Source organism: Stieleria tagensis (genome assembly GCF_024129865.1).
Classification (GTDB): domain Bacteria; phylum Planctomycetota; class Planctomycetia; order Pirellulales; family Pirellulaceae; genus Stieleria; species Stieleria tagensis.
This window is the reverse complement of the sequence record NZ_JAMYFE010000081.1, coordinates 1-18,500: the sequence shown is the minus strand read 5'-3', so window position 1 is coordinate 18,500 and position 18,500 is coordinate 1. Positions and strand designations below refer to the sequence as shown.

Below are 18,500 nucleotides of genomic sequence, written 5' to 3'. Positions count from 1 at the left end.
GGGCTGTGGTCTGTCGTTAAATCAGGCCGCAACCGGTGTGGCTGTGACGCGTCTGAGTTTGGCGACGGAATCCTGTGAATACAAATTGTGATCGTGAAACGGCATCACCACAGCAGCCGGCTGAGCCGCTGTTGGTATGGCGGAAGTGTTGTCACGTAGCGTTGCTAAGAAACGAGCGCCGTCCAACAGGTTGTCGTAACAGTCGACAGCATTTTGGGACATTTCCGTCAGCCGATGGGCATCGAGTGTATCGATCCTGGCGATCGCTTCAACGAGCCCCTGTCGGCCCTGGAAACAAATCGCGTTGATGCCATCCTGGATCTGTGGGTGCAGCCGATCAGCATATTCCAAAATGGGAATGCACCCCACCGACATCGCTTCGATGACATTGTGGCAAACCGGTTGCGACGCACCAGGGCAGCAGAGAAAGAATTGATGTTTCGCCAGCACTGACATCCACTGGTCGGCTGCGATCGGATCGGTCGCGCTGTCACGCAACACGATTCGGTCACCACGTCCACCGGCATCGACCGGGGCAATTCGATCGGGGAAGTGCTCGCGCAGCAATGACAAGATTTCCAGACGCGGCAAAACACCGAATTCATTTTGCATGCCGTCGCGCCCGTAACGGGACTTTTGATTTCCCGCAAAAAACACTCCGGCTTTGGGGATGCTGCGCAGTTGCCGCTTCCGATCCGCCGTCAATCCGCGGATTTGGTGAGGGTGCATCGGATAGGGCATGACGGGAAACCCATCGATGCGGTCGCTGCCGACCAGCAGACTGACCGTGCGCTGCCCGGCTAAATCACGACTGGATCGTTCGGCAAGTTCGTCCATCAACACCAACGTTCCATCGGGAAACGGAGCCAACGAATCTAGCCAAGTGACATGGTCCATCGCCAAAAATTGACGTCCCAGTTTTTTGTGTGCAATTGCGGCCAGCATCCAACGGTCGCAGCGCAACATCAGGTTCGATCGAATCTGGTGGGCCGATGCGGCGAGACAAGTCAGATGCCGCGCACAATCAAACAGCAATTGGTCACTGTACAGATCCAGTCCGATCGCAGGATATTCGCTGTGGGTCGTTCGCGTTCCACTGGCTAACTGACGTTTTGCCTTGCGAATGTCCATCGGATAACGAAGTCGATGTCGCCACTTCATGTTTGACTCTCTCTGCTGTCCGTTTATCCGGCGACACGTCGTGAAACGGGGGATGCATCAGGGATCCCCATTTGCCGCAGTGTGTTCTGTCCCGAGTGAATTGATTTCAGCCGCTGGCCATGCAGCTGGCAGTTGCTGGCGACTTGTTCCCATTGTTGATCGACGGCTTTCAAGATTTCCGGGATCTGTGCGGGCGATTGATAGATCCAACCGATCGGATTGCGACGGCCCGCCGCGTCAACTTGATCGGCCAGCCAGCATCCTTGGGGAACAATCACCGGCACTCCACGAATCATCATCTCCAGCAGCACGCCGCTACACCTGGCAACATAGCGCTGCGGATCGTACAGAAACAGCCCGATGTCGGCGCTGTCGAGCCAAAGATGGTAATCGCGACTGTTCAGATTCCCCTGCAAAATCTGTAACGCGGAATCGTCGTCGTTCGTTTGCGTTGCCTGTTGGTATAGGTCATGCATCGAATCGGGAATCATCCGCTGCCAGCGTTTTGGGCCGAGTTGCATTGACCATTGGTAGCGCCCCGAACGCAATTCCGATGACTCAAGGCTGGACAGCAAACGTTTGATCTCGTCGCGTCCCTTCTCCGCTCGCGGAACGCCTGCCAAGACAATTTTTCGGCGTGGTGATTTGACGGACTGATTGTGCGACGGATAGATTCGCGTCGGATAGGGAATCGGGTTTGCCGTGACTGCGACGGCGGCTAATTGATGCGCCAACGATTCCGTCGTCGCGTGGATATGAACGGCATGCTCACCGATTTGATTGAGCGCCGCGGAAATCTGTTGGCCAAACGCCTGAGCCCGCTCGGTCGGTCGCGATTCAAAGACGGCGAAGTGGAAAATCACATGGATCGACAATGGCCCGGGTTGGGTTTGTTCGTCCAGACGATTGATCGCAGCGGCCAAAGCCAACATTTGAAAGTCGCCACCTGTATTGACGACAATCTGGTCCTGGGGCCCGGGATCAAATTCCTGGACCGCCGCCACAAAATCATCTGCCCACGAATTGAGCATCGCAGCCGGTCGCCGCTGAGGGCGACAAGCGTAGTCGCAAATCGTTTGAATCAGCCGCGTTGCAGCTGTCCCACCGGTCGGTTTGGCATCCAGATCACGCGGCAATCGCGACGGACCGTCGACGCCCAGCGACCAGTTTTCCATCCGCCGGACCTGAAACCGAGCATCAACCGGCACGCCCACTAAGCGCGGATCGGACAACGCATCGGGGTTGCGTGTCAGAAGCGATCGGTTCGTCACCAACTGCGGTGCATACCCCAGCTCACGTGCACCATCAGCCAACAAACTGGCCAGTTCCAAATAGTGTCCGCCAATGTCGCGAACGTTGTCATCCATCAACAGGATTCGCGGCGACGACATGAAGTAAACTTGGGGCGGAAAGAGAGTGTCAGGTTGAGTCGAGTGATGGCTCGAGAGGGAGCAAAAATCGATTCATAACAAGTTCCTTCCACCGCGTCCACGTCGTTTATCTTTGCTAGCAGGCCCGGGCTACCTCCCCCACGCCGTAGCTGGACCGGCCACGGTTCAGACTCCCCTGCACAACCCACTGAACCCTCGGCGGGATCAGCTACGACCCTCGCGTCCCCCCCACACCGTAGCTGGACCGGCCACGGTTCAGATTCCCCTGAGCACACGACCCACTGAACCCTCGGCGGGATCAGCTACGACCCTCGCGTCCCCCAACGCCGTAGCTGGACCGGCCACGGTTCAGACTCCCCTGCACGACCCACTGAACCCTTGGCGGGATCAGCTACGACCCTCGCGTCCCCCACGCCGTAGCTGGACCGGCCACGGTTCAGATTCCCCTGAGCACACGACCCACTGAACCCTTGGCGGGATCAGCTACGACCCTCGCGTCCCCCCACACCGTAGCTGGACCGGCCACGGTTCAGACTCCCCTGCACAACCCACTGAACCCTTGGCGGGGTCAGCTACGATCCTCGCGTCCCCCAACACCGTAGCTGGACCGGCCACGGTTCAGAAACCCCTGCACAACCCACTGAACCCTTGGCGGGATCAGCTACGGCGTTGACCGAGGCCCCAAAGAAGAGTGCGACTCACTGTTCGCGACCGCCTGCTTGAGCCGTTGCAAAATGTCCGCCGGGTTCAATCCATGCTGGTGGCAAACGTACTGCAGCGACTTGCCTGCACAGCTACAGTCCATTCCCAGCTCGGAAAAAATACGAGTGGTTTCGGGATAGTCGATGATCCAGTCAGGAAGACTGGTGTCGAGATCACAGTGCATGCTTTCGATTGTAGCGTTCTCCTTTCCAACCGATGGATGGTCGGCACAACAAAAAAGGGGGGGTGATCAATCGGGCCGCTGTTTATGCTACGGTGTCGCCGCGGATATGATCCAATTGAACCCCTCATTTTCACGCGGCCAGGCGACCCAGCCAATCATGACGCATTCATTCACGCCATTGCAACTGATTTGCCTGTTTTCGACGCTCGGATTGGTCGGCTGTGGTCGATCCACGTCGCCTGATCGGTCGGCACCGCCTCCGCCGGCTGTCAGTGTTTCCACACCGCTGGTCAAATCGATCGTCGAATGGGACGAATTCACGGGCCGATTAGAGGCGGTTGACTTTGTCCAGGTCCGCTCCCGCGTCGGTGGCTACCTACTGGATGCCAAATCGGACCAAACGCTGCTCGACGGCAGCGCGAGCGGCAGTCTAGGATCAAAGTCGATCCAAGACGGGGACGATGTTTCCAAGGGGGATCTGTTGTTCATCGTCGATCAGCGTCCCTACCGCGCTGCGGTGGACAATGCCAAGGCGGCAGTGGAGGAAGCCAAGGCGAGTTTGACTCAGTCCAACGCCCAACTTGCCCAGGCCAATGCGATTAAAGAAAGCGCAACCGCAGAAGCGGATTTTGCGGAAACGGATTACGACCGCCAAAAGTCGTTGCAAAAGCAGAATGCGACCTCGCAGTCGGCAGTCGAACTCTCACGCAATCAATTCTTAAAAGCACGTGGGCAGTTGGAGGGAGCCAATGCGGGAATTGCACTGGCGCAAGCTGCAATCGCCACTTCCACGGCGGCCATTGAATCCGCCAAAGCACGGCTCCGCGAAGCCGAGTTAAACCTCGAGTACACGGAAATCAGAGCGCCGATCACGGGCCGCATCAGTCGTCGCTATGTTACGAAAGGCAATTTGATTAGCGGCGGATCAGAACAATCCACTCTGTTGACCACCATCGTCTCGCTTGATCCGATCTACTTCGTCTTCGATGCAAGCGAGCAACAAGTTTTGAAATTCAAACGTTTGGTCCAGGAGGGTGCGCGGCGCAGCGTTCGCGATGTCCGCTACGCAACCTATCTGGAGTTAGTTGACGAAGACAATTTCCCTCACATCGGATTCATTGATTTCGTCGACAACCGATTCGATCCAAACACGGCCACGATGACCGCGCGTGCCCGATTTCAAAATCCCGACGGCCTGTTGACTCCGGGAATGTTTGCCAAAGCCAGGATCGCCAGTTCAACGAAATACGATGCCTTGTTGGTGCCCGATGAAGCGATCGGAGCCGACCAGTCCGACAAATTTGTGTACGTCCTGGACGCCGAAAATAAAGCACAGATGCGGGTGATTGAAACCGGTCCATTGGCATATGGGTTGCGTGTGATCCGCAACGGGATTTCAGCCGACGACAGAGTGGTGATCAGTGGATTGCAACGGGTCCGTGCCAACAATCCCGTCCAAGTGTTGAGTGCCGAGAAGGGCGCAAAAACCATCGTGGCTGTCGAGACCGAAGATTCGCAACAACCGGAACTGTACGAAGCATCGCCGAACGAAACGCCAACGGAAGCAGGGGTTGAAACACCCACTGGTTCGACATCGGATGCCGCGGCTGACCCGGCGAAAGCTGCGACAGCAGACGACCCTTCGTAGCAGAATACTGATCCCTTGTTTGCGGTCATCCCGCGCCGGATATGCTCCGTCTAGCATGCCGCCCCACCATCGAAATCGACTGAACCCCACGTCATGCATTTCTTCATTGATCGGCCGATTTTTGCCACGGTGATCTCAATTGTGATCGTTGTGGTCGGTGGCCTCGCGTACGTGAACCTACCGGTCTCGCAGTATCCGGACATCGCGTTGCCGACCGTCGTGGTGCGTGCCCAATATGCCGGGGCGACTGCCGAAATCGTCGCTGAAACCGTTGCCACGCCGCTCGAGCAAGAAATCAATGGCGTGGAGGGGATGCTGTACATGGAATCGTCCTCGACCTCCGACGGTACGATGCAATTGACGATCACTTTTGAACAGGGCGCCGATCTGGATGACGCTCAAGTTTTGGTGCAAAACCGCGTTTCCTTGGCCGAACCCCGGCTGCCTGCGGAAGTCCGCCAAGTCGGTGTGACGACCCGCAAAAGTTCGCCGGACATGCTGATGGTGGTGCACCTGTTTTCCCCCGATGATTCGCGCGACGCACTCTACATCAGCAACTACGTCTTGCTGCGGATCAAAGACGTCTTGGCGCGCCAAGACGGTGTCGGCGACGTCACCATTTTTGGTTCCCGCGAATACAGCATGCGAATTTGGTTGAACACCGAACGCCTGGCGACCCTGGACATGACAACCGGCGACGTGGTGGCCGCACTCCGCGAACAAAATGTTCAAGTCGCAGCGGGTGCGATCGGACAACCACCGACCAACAGTGCACAGGGTGCCTTTCAATTGAACATCAGCACCCAAGGACGGTTGGAGGATGTGGAACAGTTCAAGCAGGTGATCGTGAAAACGGGTGACGGATCAAATTTGGTCCGCTTGGGAGACGTCGCCCGAGTCGAATTGGGCGCACAAGATTACTCCACCAGCAGCTACCTGGACGGCCGTGAAGCCATCGGGATCGCGGTCTTTCAGCGTCCCGGATCCAACGCCGTGGCCACCGCCGAAAACATTGTCGAGCTGATGGATCGGTTGAGCGAAGAGTTTCCGATCGGTTTGGAGCACGCAATCGCTTACAACCCGACGAAGTTCGTCGAAGAATCGATCAACGAAGTCTTCCGCACCTTGATCGAAGCCACGGTGTTGGTCGTGCTGACGGTGTTCCTATTTCTGCAAAACTGGCGTGCGACCATCATTCCAGTGGTCGCAATCCCGGTGTCATTGATCGGGACGTTCGCCGTGATGATGGCACTCGGATTCAGTTTGAACAATCTGTCACTGTTCGGCCTGGTACTGGCGATCGGAATTGTGGTCGACGATGCGATCGTGGTGGTTGAAAATGTCGAGCATTGGATCGAACGCGGACTCTCGGCGCGAGATGCTGCGCATAAAGCAATGGGCGAAGTCGGTTCGGCGTTGGTCGCCGCGACGCTGGTGTTAATCGCCGTGTTTGTGCCGACCTCCTTCATCCCCGGTATCAGTGGCGAATTCTATCGCCAATTCGCAATCACGATCGCCGTTTCGACGACCATTTCACTGGTTGTCTCGCTGACGCTAAGCCCCGCGATGTGTGCCCTGCTGTTGCGTGGCAAACCGGTTCGCAGCAGCGCCGGCGAATCCGCGGTCGACACCAATGCGGTTCCCGCCAGTCGCGGACGCCGCATCGGCCAGTGGCTGATGCGTGCGTTGGGCGCGCCGCTACGATGGTTCTTTGCCGGGTTCAACTGGCTGTTTGACCGCGGCGTCAACACCTACACCGGGATCGTAGCGCGTCTGGTCCGAGTCAGTTTCGTTGGCATGATCATTTATGCCGGCCTGCTGGCGCTGACGTGGGTGGGATTCCACAACGTGCCCGGCGGGTTCATCCCGCAACAAGACCAGGGCTATATCATTGTCAGCATCGAACTGCCCCCGAGTGCGTCGCTGGCACGTTCGGGAAAGGTCGCCAAAGACATTGAAGAAATCGCAATGGAGGTGCCTGGGATTGCCCATGCCGTTTCGGTCGTCGGTTTCAGCGGTGCGACCCGGGCAAACAATTCCAATGCCGCAGCGGTCTTTGTCACCCTGTCGGATTCCAAAGAACGCGCCGCGCAAGGACAAACGGCAGATGAGATTTTAGCTCAACTGCGTCAACGCACTGCAGTGATCGATGAAGCCAATGTGCTGGTGATCCCGCCGCCTCCCGTTCCCGGCATCGGTACCGGTGGTGGATTTAAGATGCAGGTCCAGGATCGCAGCGGCGCCGGTTCCGACCAATTGGAATCGGTTGCCACGGACTTGGCGGCGGCGGCGATGGAACAACCCGGCATGGCAATGGTTTACACCATGTTCCGCAACAACACGCCCCAACTGTATGCCGACGTCGATCGGACCAAGGCCAGAATCTTGGACGTGCCGCTGTCGAACTTGTTCGATACGTTGCAAACTGCGTTGGGATCGGTTTATGTCAACGATTTCAACTTCCTTGGCCGCACCTATCGCGTCACCGCGCAAGCGGATTCCCAGTTCCGAACCGATCCGGATGACGTGTTGAAATTGCGGACTCGATCGAGCAATGGATCGATCGTGCCACTGGGATCGCTGGTGCGAATGAATCAGCGAACGGCACCGGATCGTGTCGTCCATTACAACCTGTATCCGGCTGCCGACATCAGTGGCGCCCTATTGCCAGGTGTCAGCACCGGGCAGGCGATGTCGGTGATGGAACGTTTGGCCGACGAGAGGCTGCCCGAAGGTTTCGGTTATGAATGGACCGATTTGTCGTACCAAGAAAAACTGGCCGGCAACACCGCATTGTTCATTTTCCCGCTGTGCGTCTTGTTCGTCTTTCTGGCACTCTCGGCACAGTATGAAAGTTGGTTGTTGCCATTGGCTGTGATTCTGATCGTGCCGATGGGGTTGCTATTTGCCATCGGCGGTGTCTGGTTGATGGGCATGGACAACAACATCCTGACCCAAATCGGATTCATCGTGCTGGTCGCATTGGCTTGTAAAAATGCGATTCTGATCGTTGAGTTTGCTAAATCGGAGGAGGACAGCGGTAAGAACCCGTTCGATGCCGCGGTGTCGTCAGCCCGGTTGCGTGTGCGTCCGATTCTGATGACATCAATCGCGTTTATCTTGGGGGTGGTCCCCTTGGTGATCGCAACCGGCGCCGGATCCGAAATGCGCCGAGCGCTCGGCACAGCCGTCTTCAGCGGGATGATCGGCGTGACAATCTGCGGACTGTTTTTGACACCGATCTTTTATGTCGTGCTGCGTCAATTAGCCGGTCACGGCAAACAGAACGCCTGAGCCAAGCTGGTTGCAGGCGAGGATCGGTTCAATACGCTTCCTTGGTTTGGATGCCTTCGCGGGTGTTGTTCATCAATCCATCGATGTTCATCTTTTGCTCTTGTTGAAAGATCCCGTTTTGTCGGAACAGGTTGTCCAGCAAGGCTTTCTTACCCGATTCCTCACCTTCGGCAGCCTGTGGGGCGTCCTCGCTGAAGGGATCTGATTGACCGCCACCAAAAGGATTGCCGGCCTGGCCGAGTTCCCGTTCTTTGGCACGCAGTACGGAAGAATCTTGCAACCGCAGCGTACCGCGGTGGAAGGCGTATTGGTTGTCTTGACTGACCGCGATCACTGTACTCGTCCCTTGAATTGCATCGGCGACGAACAAGCCTCGCAAATCGGTTCGTCCGGAGACAAATTTCTCATTAGCCGATCCGATCACTTTGACATCGACGTCAGCGACAAAGGCATCTTTGGTTTGATCTTTTACACTCACACGTACGCGGCCGGAAACCGCATCCTCTTGAACCGACAGGTCCAGCGGACTGATCACGACCAATCCGGACGCGTACAGACTCTCACCGCGACAAACGACCAGGTACGCACCCTGTTCCTTGAGCGGTAGATCCAGTTGACTTTGACGGTCGCGATAGTCCTTGCCGTCACCGAGTTTCATCGTTTCTTCGTGATACGGTTTGATGCCGGCCAAATTGATGGCGGTGATTCGATCCAAGTTGCGTTGGGTCAATCCGAATTTCATCAAATCAATTCGATAGACTTTGACAAAGGCTTCTGCCAAATTCCGGTGTTTCAGCTCGACCTGAACTTCATCGCCTGGCCGTAACGTCGTCACGTCGGGCAAGCCGATCGATTGGCGGTTGAAATAGTCGATCGCCTCGGCAGCGTCTTTGAATCGTTCGCTGACTTTGGCGTATTCATCAATCGCGGCGGCGGCTTGTCCCAGGCTGTGGTGAATCTGCCCCATGATGTAAATCGCTTCCCACTTGTTGTCGGCTTGGCGGGTGGATCCGGTTTGTGGGTCCTCGAAACTCGCTTCGGCGACCTTGCGGCACATTTCCAACGCCTTCTGATGATCTTGCAATTCGAAGTAGCAGAAACCGATGATGTACCAGAACGAATCCAGCAAACGGCTCTCGGGGTAACGCGCTGCATACTGTTGGCCCCGATCGATCGCGCGATCGTATTGCTTTAAATCAATCAACGCGGTCGCCAAGGCAAAACTCGCTTGATCGCTGGATGGATCCTCTGGCCAATTGGTGACAAAATGGTCCAGCATCCGAATGGAACCGGCGATCAAATCAACACGCGTCACTCCGGCGTCCTGCAGTTTTTGATCGTCGGCAACCGCACCGGCACGGCGATAGACCTCTTGAGCCAAGGCATAACTGGCCGTGGCGACATACGATTCCGCCGGATAGTCACGTAGCAACGACTCCATGGTTTCGACACTGCGAAGGAATTCGCCGCGTGCGTTCAAGAACCCCGCCACCTGGTTCTCACGTTCAAAACTTGCTTGAACGGTCGCTCGGTAGACCAAATAACTCCGTTCGTATTCCGAGATTTCACGATAGGCTCCGGCCACGTCCAAAATCTCTTCGAACGACAATTCGACGTCCGGAAATCGTTCTTTGATGATTTCAAAATAGCGGACGGTTTCCGGATGCAGCTTCAGTTGCATCGCTGCGCGAAACAGCAACGTCACCGATTCTTTGTACGGCTGCGCGTCCAATGTCCATTCGCTGTGCAGTTGACTCAAATGGTCGAACGCTTGTTGATATTCCGCTCGATCGAAATGGGCCTTTCCGAGAGCGAACAATTCGTCCGGAGTCAATTTGTACTCGTCCGCTGACTTTTCACCGGCCGCAAGCACTTTGATCGATGCCGGTTTTGAGACCGCGATTTGCGACGGCGAAAAATAGCTGCGCAGCACCGACGGGGCGACTCGGTAGGTGCCGGGCAGATAGCCGGCCAAGGTGTAGCGGATGTCACTCGGTGGGCGTGAATCCCCCAGGAAAAATGTGATTGCACCGGGTGTGATTTCATAGCGGTCGAACACACCGTCGATCGATTCCTCCAACACGGTGCATCCGGCTGGGATGGGTTCAATCAGCATCAGGTAGGCTTGTATCGGCTGCGAGCCTTGATAGCGGACACGCGGCGACAATGTGACTTTGCCGCGCTGGCCGACCGGTAATTCGGTTAAACGGTTCGGCGTCCAGGAATAGCTGCCATTGATCACGCGATGTCCACGCTGAATCAGACGCCCATCAAATCGCAATTCATCAGGCTCGTAGCGTCGACTGACTTTCCAATCCTTGGTCGTATCCTTGATCGAGTCAGCGTCGGCGAACCCTTGCAACACGGCGCTGTAGGAAAACTCGCCGCGCCCTTGCAATTCAAACTCGATCCGTTGTTGTCCGGCGACCAAAAACGATTCCGGGACTTGGAACTGTTGCCCCGAATCCGTCGGCGCGATGGTTAGATTTTGAAAGAGTTGATCATTGATGAAAACTTTCAATGAGATTTTTTCTTGGCTGGGCGGAGTTGATCCGAAATGAGCCGCAAGTGCCGCGATCGCCGGACCATTGTCCGATTCGATCGGCCACCTTGCCCCGCTGCGCTGTGACAGCAGACGTTCGGCCAGTTTGGCCCGCCGATCGGGTTGAGCATTCATGTTCTGCAACGCCAATAATTCCGTGGCGTTGATTTGAACTTCGGTTTGAGCGGTCGATGCGAACAATGCCGGCGGCGTGGGTTTGATCAACGTCACCAGTTCCGCTGCCATTTCGTTGCGTTTGAGTGCCGAAAGAGCCAGCATCAGATGCGCGATTCCGTAGGAGTCCAATCGGTTTCGTTCACGATACAGACGATTGGCGAGTGCAAAATCGCCACACCCGCACTGTGCCTGGGCGGACAACAAGACCGATTGTCGATTCAGATTTGATTCTTCGGCAAACGCAGTCTTGAGTGCCGCGGTGCCTTTCTCAAATTGCTCGTTGGAAACTGGAAATCCCGATTGCCGCGCCATCGAAAGTGACCACATGATACGTGCGGTTAACATCGGGTCACTGGCCCCGTCACTGCGCCCACTTAGACTCCAACCCCCGTCGTCTCGCTGCGCGGCGACCAAGTTGCTGATCGCACTGACAACGATCGCCGAGACTTGCGCGGCCTGAGGCGAATCCTTTTGCGTTGACTGACGAATCATTTTCAACAGTGCAACGCCACCCATGCAATCCGATGCGCTGCGTGACAGAACACTCGTCGCGACACAGCGCCGCGGCAAAAGCACATCGCCCCGGATCAAACTATCCAACAGAGATTGATTGATATTCCCGCCAATCAACAACTCCAATGACTGGCCACGTGTTTGTTGATCGGCCGGCATTTCGATCAGCGCCAGCGTACTTTGTGATGCGGTTCCGCTGGCGGTTTGGTAAACCGGGAATCCGTAGGGAAGGACGGGAACCGTGACCAGCGTGTTGTCGCCGGCCACATCGGCTGTTGCGACGGTCAACTGAAACTGCACCGAATCCGATTCGATCGGTTGGATCGTGAACGACAGCGGTTGGATCCCAGGACCGTCAACACGCAGCGTTTCGCGCTGCTCGGTCGACGTGTTTCCCATCGTCGATTTCAACGTGACCAGAATGGTGCGGGGGCCTTCGAGGGCATTGTGAATTTCAACTTCCACGTCGGCCTGGTCGCCCTGTGTCAAGGCGGCCGGTGTTTTCAACTGGCCGAACAGAGACTTTGACGTCACCAAATCGACGGTTGTAGATCCCGCTAATGAATCACGATCGATCGCGCTGGATTCCAATCGCCAAGCCGTGGTCTCGGCAGGCATCGTAATCTCTACCGTCGCTTTACCTTGGTCATCGGTGACGATCACCGGCGCCCAAAACCCGGTCTCGCCGCTGGTCGCGCCTGCCAACACTCGGGCGCCGCGATCGCTGGTCAATTGTTGAACTTGCCGCACATCCAATCCATTCACGGCCATCAGGGTGCCGTCTTGCATCAAACTATTGACCGTCACATTGCGTTGTTGCAACCATTTCACGTCGACTTGATCGAGTTGGCCGTGCTGCACGAAATCCAACGATTCAAGTTTCCGCAACGCTTTTCCAGCGTCCTGAGGAGAACGCAGTGAACCGTCTGCGATGCCGCGTCCGTTGATGTAAGCATTGTAAACGTGGTCCACCACAGTTGCCTGGCTGGCAACAATTGAAAATTGATCCATCGGTCCACTACTGGGAACGCTGGAATCATACATCACGGTGGAGTTAGGCGACCGTTGTTGCTGCGGAATCATCGCCTGCTCCATCGAATCACCAAATAGATCGTTTAGCCGCGCGTCTGGAACGGAATAGGCTGCATTCGGTGCGTCCATGTTGCCACCACCCATACCGCCGCCGACTTGGGCACGAAGTTCGCCACGATCGTCCATCAGCATCCACAGATTGGATCGATTTGCAATTTCGTCACCGTTGCGATCTAGCATGGCAAGCGCCCCCAATTCCAGTTCACGGCGAGAACGGCGTTCGGATTCCACCAGCAGAGCGTCGTCGATGGATTTTGTTTGCGTCGAGTAGTTGAACGTGCAACTGGAGGTTTGTCGGAACTGGCGTTGCCGCATCCCACTGCTAAATCGATCGATGATGGCGATACGATTTTGGCCGTACTGATCCATCAGATTGGCCTGAACCAATGCCAGTGCCAATTCGGCCTCCACCGGATTGCCACTTGAATCGGTCACTTCGATCTCCACGGTGACCTGGTCGGTCGGTTGCATTTGTGTTTCCGACGGTTTCAGCGTCACCTGCAACCGTTTCGCCACAAAGAACTCGCTGGTCGCTTGATGAAAGTGATTGCGTTTCATGACGGCGACGGACAAATGAAAATTGGGTGCCAAGTGTGCCTGCATCGGAATGTCGATGGCGTTTTCGCCTTCGACCAAATCAACAATGCGGTGCCCCAAGACCGATGCACCTTCAAAGGTGACCAATGCCAGCGCAGGGGATTCCCGCCAGTGCAGTCGCACGCGTGCCTGGTCGCCGACTTGGAAATGGTGTTTGTCGGCCAGAATTCGAAGACGGGTTGTATCTTCATCGCCCGAGATCTCCAGACGTTTCTGAGCGCTGACCGAATTTCCGAATTGGTCTTTGCCGGTGGCTCGCAGCAGGTAACGCCCGGCCGCGGCGACACTCAACGTCTGCCTGGCCCGTCCGGATTCCGGATCACTTTCGGATGCAAAGGATTCGACCAACCGTTCCCCGGTCACGTTGCCATTTTGAGTGACCAGCAACAATTCGAGTTTTAATTTTGTTTTCACTCCGTCACCGGTCGGCGCTTTGACATCCACAGTGGCATCAAACGTTTCACCGGCGATGTAAACATCACGGGTGGTATCAACGGTCAACTGAAATCCACGCGTGGCCAGGAAGATGACTTGCGTCTGCGCCACACTGCGCTCGGTACACTGAACGTTCAGCACGATGGCCTGGGTTTCGCTGAAACGCTGCGTCGGCAGGGTGAATTCCACCTGCCCTTGATCGTCGGTCGTCGCCGTCTGCAATTCCTGGTCGCCGCCCAGGGAATACGTGATCGTTTCACCGGCAAGCGGTGCGCCATAGGAATATTGCAACTTGGCTGTGGCGGAGATTTCATCACCGCGAAAGTAAACGGCTTTGTCAGTTTCGATCAACAGTTGCACCGGTTCCAATTTGTATTGTTTGACCTGGAATTCCGACTCAAACGACAGCGCCGCCTGATCGGGGCCGGAGGGTCGATGCAGGTGCAGACGACAATTGCCCGGAGCGGTGCTTTCAGGGAGGATCAGATTCGTGTGCACCGTTCCAAATGAACTGAGTTCCAGCGTTTCCGTTTTCAGGGTCCGTCCCCTCGAGTCATAAATATCCAGTGTGAACGTCTGGCCCTCGCGAAACGTCAATCGGTCTTGATCGACCCAACGAACGATGCCTTTGATATTGACCAATTCACCGGGTCGGTAGATCGGCCGGTCGGTAAACAGGTGGCCGCTGGGAACCAATCCGACGGCAAAATCTAAACCTTGCAAATTCGTGACAGTCGATGCGGTGTGACCGTCGGTGATTGCAAAGACGCGTAAATCTTGGATGTCTCGCAGTCGATCGGAATCTGTTTTCAAAGTTCCGTCGTCAGCAGTGACTCGTTCTTCGAACACAGAATTGCCATCACTGACGAGCACGTTGACACCGGCGGCGGGTTTTCCGGTGCGCATGTTCTGGGCAAACACGAACAGTTCATTGCGAGATGATTTGACGATCATATCCAGGTCGCTAACGATCACCATCGTGGTTGCTTCCATCGTGTCGCTGCTAACCGTGACGGCCGACACTCCCGGACCGTTGATCGGCAGTTGCAGTTCTTGTTCGACGCGTTTGAATGCTTCGTAGTCCGCGACGTCGTGTTGAAACTGTTCGTCGGGATCAATCAAGGCGATGTCCAGCTTTTCAATGCCGGTGGCCAGATGCATTTTGCGAAAGTAGTCCGCCATGTCGATCGAATAGATGGAGACCGAAACGTTTTTTAGGTTGCGGGTGGTCAACACGATGCTGGCGGATTCATCGCTGCGAAACTTGCGTTTTGTCAGCACCTCCAACTCGGGTTGGGTCAGCCGCGCGATTCGCACTTGGGCATTCGATTGCTGGGTGCCAGTGACTTTCTTGTACGACTCCAACGCCTCTTTGCGACGCTGGAGTTGGTCCTCGAGGGTCACACCGATTTGATAGGATGCCAGCGACGCCTCCTCGGTTTCCGGGTACTTGGCGACCAACCGTTTCCAATCGGCGATTGCGTTCTCATACAACTCGCGACCGGTGTCATCGAGCGTGACATCGTTTGCGGATTGCCCCTGTTTGATTGCTAGGTCGACACGTTGGCGATGGTGTTTTTGAGCCGCCAAATAATTCATCTGGCCGAACTGAAACAAAATCTTTGGCGCGCGGCCATCCAACGGATACTTATTCAGAAATGTCTGCCATAGCTGACGCGCCTGGTCGTAGTCGTCGGCCGAGAGGGCATGCTGGGCAGCGGAAAATTCAGCGGAAATGATTTGCTGTTGGACGTCTGGCCAGTGAGGATCGGTGGGGTGGTTCTCTAGAAAACCTTTCCACGCTTGAATCGCTTTCTGGAACTCATTTTGTGCCAGATAGGATTGGCCTAACATTCGTCGTGCCACCGCTAGCTGTGGTGAATCTCCATAGTCCGGGTTGGCGATCAACGATTCCAAACGCTGTACGGCTTGGCCGTTGCGGCGATGCGTTTCATAGGCCTGAGCGATTTCAAGTTCCGCTTTCGCGGCCAGCGGATGTTTGGGATAGGCTTGTAGAAACTGTTCGGCGAGAGCAACGCCCAGTTCCAGATCACCGATCGTCGCGGGGTTGGGGATTCCATAGGTCTGAGCCAAGCGGTACTTGGCGTTTGCCAGTCGATCGGCCAGTTCCAGACTCTGTGGGTCTTGCCCGGTCGGCGGATCGTATTGCGACAAGAACGATTGCCAACTGCGCCGCGCCGCACTGGGTTGCCCGAGTTCCAATTGGCAAAGCCCCAATCGATACAGTGCCGCCGAGCGCAACGACACCGGTGCGGCGGTGCCGGATTCCGGACTGTCGATCCCGTGTTGTTTTAAAAAGTTGTCGTAAGCGGTGCTGGCTGTTGTCCAGTCCTTCAGTTGTTCGGAGCAGCGTGCGATCTGAAATTCGATCTGTTGCTGCTGATCGATGGAGGGCCCCAGTTTTTTTGCTTCGCGATAGAACTCCAACGCTTGGTTAAAATCCGGTTCTCGATTGCCCGAGGGATCATTGGCTTTGGTGCCTTCAAAAAAGCGATCGGCAAATTCCAGATAGATCCCCGCCAATTCGTCTTTGCGGTCTCGCGACAACAATCGCTCGGCTTCGCGGCGGTAGAGCTCACCTGCCTGGTCGTACTGTCGATTCATCACCGCGATGCTGGCACGTCCGAACCGTGAACGGCTGACCCAGGGGCTTTCAGGAAACCGAGTCTCCAGCTCGGAAAATGTTTTCAATGCCAACTCGCGTTGGTCGGACTGCGACAGCGCGATGCCTTTGAGATAGATCAGATAGTCGGCATGCTCAAGTTGATCGCGTTGCAGTTCGGCCTCAATCGCTTTGACAGCATCGGGATAGTCACGCGACTGCATGGCTTGATGCACTGCCGCTGGGATTTCTGGCAATTCAGTGATCGAGGGACGAGCGGTCGTCTCTGCGGCAGTATCCTCACCAGCGGCAAAGCGAACGCACACGAGTGATAGCAGTGCGCAGACGGACAATCGGAGAATCAGATGATTCGTTGGCCGAGACATGACAAACTCCAACAACGTTGAAAGTGGCGAGCAGCGGATGAGTACAGAGAAGGCCGTGAAGACAAGCGGATCATCCACTCTACTTGATCTTTGACACCGATCCGTCCGGGAAGTTGCCCGCAGAGTGTAAAAAGAATGTCAGGAAACCTGGTCGCTGAGCCATGTATCCAGTTGCCTGTGCCGGCGGTTATGATTGTCAGCCTGTGGAACACTGCGATTTTACAACGGCACCGGAATGACTTCGATACAGACCAGCAACACACCAGACACGGCCACCACCAACCAGGAATTGCGACGCCAGCTTGCCGCCGCGTATCGGCTGTCGGGGCTATTCGGTTGGACCGACATGGTGTTCAACCATATCTCCGTCCGATTGCCGGGTCGGCAGGGCCAGCCTGACACGTATTTGATCAATCCCGAAGGCTATTTGTCGGAAGAGATCACGCCGGCCTGTTTGTTAGAAGTCGATGTGCAGGGCAACGTGATCGACCAGCCCGATCAATCGTTCATCCCGGCGGGGTTTGTGATCCATTCGGCGATACACACCCGCCGGCCCAACGCGGGCTGTATCATGCACAACCACTCGATGGCCGGAATGGTGGTTTCCGCGCTAAAAGAGAAATTGCTGCCACTGACCCAGATCTCGATGGAGTTTCATAATCGAGTCGCCTATCACGATTTCGGCGGCATCGAGTTGGACATGGACGTCAGCGATAAAATCGTGCAGGATCTGGGTGAATTGAATTGCATGATCATGCGAAATCATGGTCTGTTGACGGTCGGTCAATCCGTGCCCGAAGCGTTTTACTACATGCACTATTTGCACCAGTCCTGTGAGATCCACATCAACACGATGAAGATCACCGACGACCCGCTGATGCCCAGCGAAAAAGTATTGGAGCACACTGCCCGGCAATACGAACCGTTTCACGAAAAAGATGTGCGGATGGTTTGGAACGCGATGTTGCGAAAATTGAATCGAGAGATGCCTGGTTGGGACAGCTAAATGGCAATTGAATTCGTTTACTTTGACCTCGGCAACGTGCTGGTTCGGTTTGATCCCCAGATCGCCTGTCGCAACGTGGCGAAATTGACCGGCGTCTCGGTTGATGCGGCACGACAGTTGATCTACGACAGTGGCTTGCAAGAACGCTATGAACAGGGCGAGATCACCGGCCATGGGTTTGCCATGTTGGTGCGTGAACAACTGAAGGTCGCTGACGGCGATTTGTCGAAAGAAGATTTGTTGACTGCGATCAGTGACATGTTTTCGCCGATCGATTCGATGGTCGACGTGGTGAATCTGGCGCGTCGCCGCGCAGGGCGCATTGGGGTGTTGTCCAACACCTGCCAGGCGCATTGGAATTGGATTCGCCGTCAACCCTGGGCGATTTCTCAAATCGATTACGACGTCCAGATTTTGAGCTGCGAAGTCAAATCGATGAAGCCGGGTCCGGGGATTTATGCGGCAGCCGAGAAGGCCGCCCAAGTCGGCCCCGATCAGATTCTGTTCATCGATGACAAACCGGAAAACGTCGCTGCGGCCAGCCAGCGGGGATGGAACGCACACCAATGTGTCGGCGGTGATGACGCCAAAGCGGTGATCCAGCAGTATTTCGGTGAATGAACGTTGCATCCAACCGTAGCTGGACCGGCCACGGTTCAGAATTCCTCGCACACCCCGGCCGACTGAACCCTGGCGGGATCAGCTACGACGATTCTCTCCCTACCGTAGCTGGACCGGCCACGGTTCAG

At 55.8% G+C, this 18,500-nt stretch carries 8 protein-coding genes; 4 read left to right on the top strand and 4 right to left on the bottom strand.

Features of this window, described 5'->3' with window-relative positions:
• Positions 1-21: 21 nt before the first annotated feature.
• The 3 genes from NHH03_RS19180 to NHH03_RS19170 all read right to left on the bottom strand — a co-directional run bounded on the left by NHH03_RS19180 (position 22) and on the right by NHH03_RS19170 (position 3,438).
• A complete protein-coding gene (locus NHH03_RS19180) occupies positions 22-1,161 on the bottom strand; it encodes a hypothetical protein (RefSeq protein WP_253158639.1) in 1,140 nt (379 codons plus the stop codon).
• Positions 1,162-1,184: 23 nt separating this feature from the next.
• On the bottom strand, positions 1,185-2,552 hold the full coding sequence (locus tag NHH03_RS19175) for a hypothetical protein (protein ID WP_253158637.1): 1,368 nt from the start codon (positions 2,550-2,552) through the stop codon (positions 1,185-1,187).
• A 661-nt stretch (positions 2,553-3,213) separates the two neighbouring features.
• Positions 3,214-3,438 (bottom strand): DUF542 domain-containing protein, encoded by a 225-nt coding sequence (locus tag NHH03_RS19170; RefSeq protein ID WP_253158635.1) that lies wholly within the window; start codon positions 3,436-3,438, stop codon positions 3,214-3,216.
• 157 nt (positions 3,439-3,595) lie between these two features.
• Here NHH03_RS19170 and NHH03_RS19165 point away from each other — a divergent pair, with 157 nt between their 5' ends.
• Both NHH03_RS19165 and NHH03_RS19160 read left to right on the top strand, forming a co-directional pair.
• A complete protein-coding gene (locus tag NHH03_RS19165) occupies positions 3,596-5,086 on the top strand; it encodes an efflux RND transporter periplasmic adaptor subunit (RefSeq protein WP_253158633.1) in 1,491 nt (496 codons plus the stop codon).
• 93 nt (positions 5,087-5,179) lie between these two features.
• Positions 5,180-8,380, top strand: a complete 3,201-nt coding sequence (locus tag NHH03_RS19160; RefSeq protein ID WP_253158632.1) for an efflux RND transporter permease subunit — start codon at positions 5,180-5,182, stop codon at positions 8,378-8,380.
• A gap of 28 nt (positions 8,381-8,408) precedes the next feature.
• Here the strand turns inward: NHH03_RS19160 and NHH03_RS19155 are convergent, their stop codons facing one another.
• Positions 8,409-16,745 (bottom strand): tetratricopeptide repeat protein, encoded by an 8,337-nt coding sequence (locus NHH03_RS19155; protein ID WP_253158630.1) that lies wholly within the window; start codon positions 16,743-16,745, stop codon positions 8,409-8,411.
• A gap of 235 nt (positions 16,746-16,980) precedes the next feature.
• Here NHH03_RS19155 and NHH03_RS19150 point away from each other — a divergent pair, with 235 nt between their 5' ends.
• Together NHH03_RS19150 and NHH03_RS19145 are read left to right on the top strand one after the other, a co-directional pair.
• The gene (locus NHH03_RS19150; RefSeq protein ID WP_253158628.1) at positions 16,981-17,751 is read left to right on the top strand and encodes a class II aldolase/adducin family protein; all 771 of its coding nucleotides are present in this window, start codon (positions 16,981-16,983) and stop codon (positions 17,749-17,751) included.
• On the top strand, positions 17,752-18,372 hold the full coding sequence (locus tag NHH03_RS19145) for an HAD family hydrolase (protein ID WP_253158626.1): 621 nt from the start codon (positions 17,752-17,754) through the stop codon (positions 18,370-18,372).
• The last annotated feature ends 128 nt before the right edge of the window (positions 18,373-18,500 follow it).

Excerpts from the sequence above, each read along its gene's own strand:
- NHH03_RS19180 (WP_253158639.1), bottom strand. The coding sequence starts at position 1,161 with ATGAAGTGGCGACATCGACTTCGTTATCCGATGGACATTCGCAAGGCA.
- NHH03_RS19175 (WP_253158637.1), bottom strand. The coding sequence starts at position 2,552 with ATGTCGTCGCCGCGAATCCTGTTGATGGATGACAACGTTCGCGACATT.
- NHH03_RS19170 (WP_253158635.1), bottom strand. The coding sequence starts at position 3,438 with ATGCACTGTGATCTCGACACCAGTCTTCCTGACTGGATCATCGACTAT.
- NHH03_RS19165 (WP_253158633.1), top strand. The coding sequence starts at position 3,596 with ATGACGCATTCATTCACGCCATTGCAACTGATTTGCCTGTTTTCGACG.
- NHH03_RS19160 (WP_253158632.1), top strand. The coding sequence starts at position 5,180 with ATGCATTTCTTCATTGATCGGCCGATTTTTGCCACGGTGATCTCAATT.
- NHH03_RS19155 (WP_253158630.1), bottom strand. The coding sequence starts at position 16,745 with ATGTCTCGGCCAACGAATCATCTGATTCTCCGATTGTCCGTCTGCGCA.
- NHH03_RS19150 (WP_253158628.1), top strand. The coding sequence starts at position 16,981 with ATGACTTCGATACAGACCAGCAACACACCAGACACGGCCACCACCAAC.
- NHH03_RS19145 (WP_253158626.1), top strand. The coding sequence starts at position 17,752 with ATGGCAATTGAATTCGTTTACTTTGACCTCGGCAACGTGCTGGTTCGG.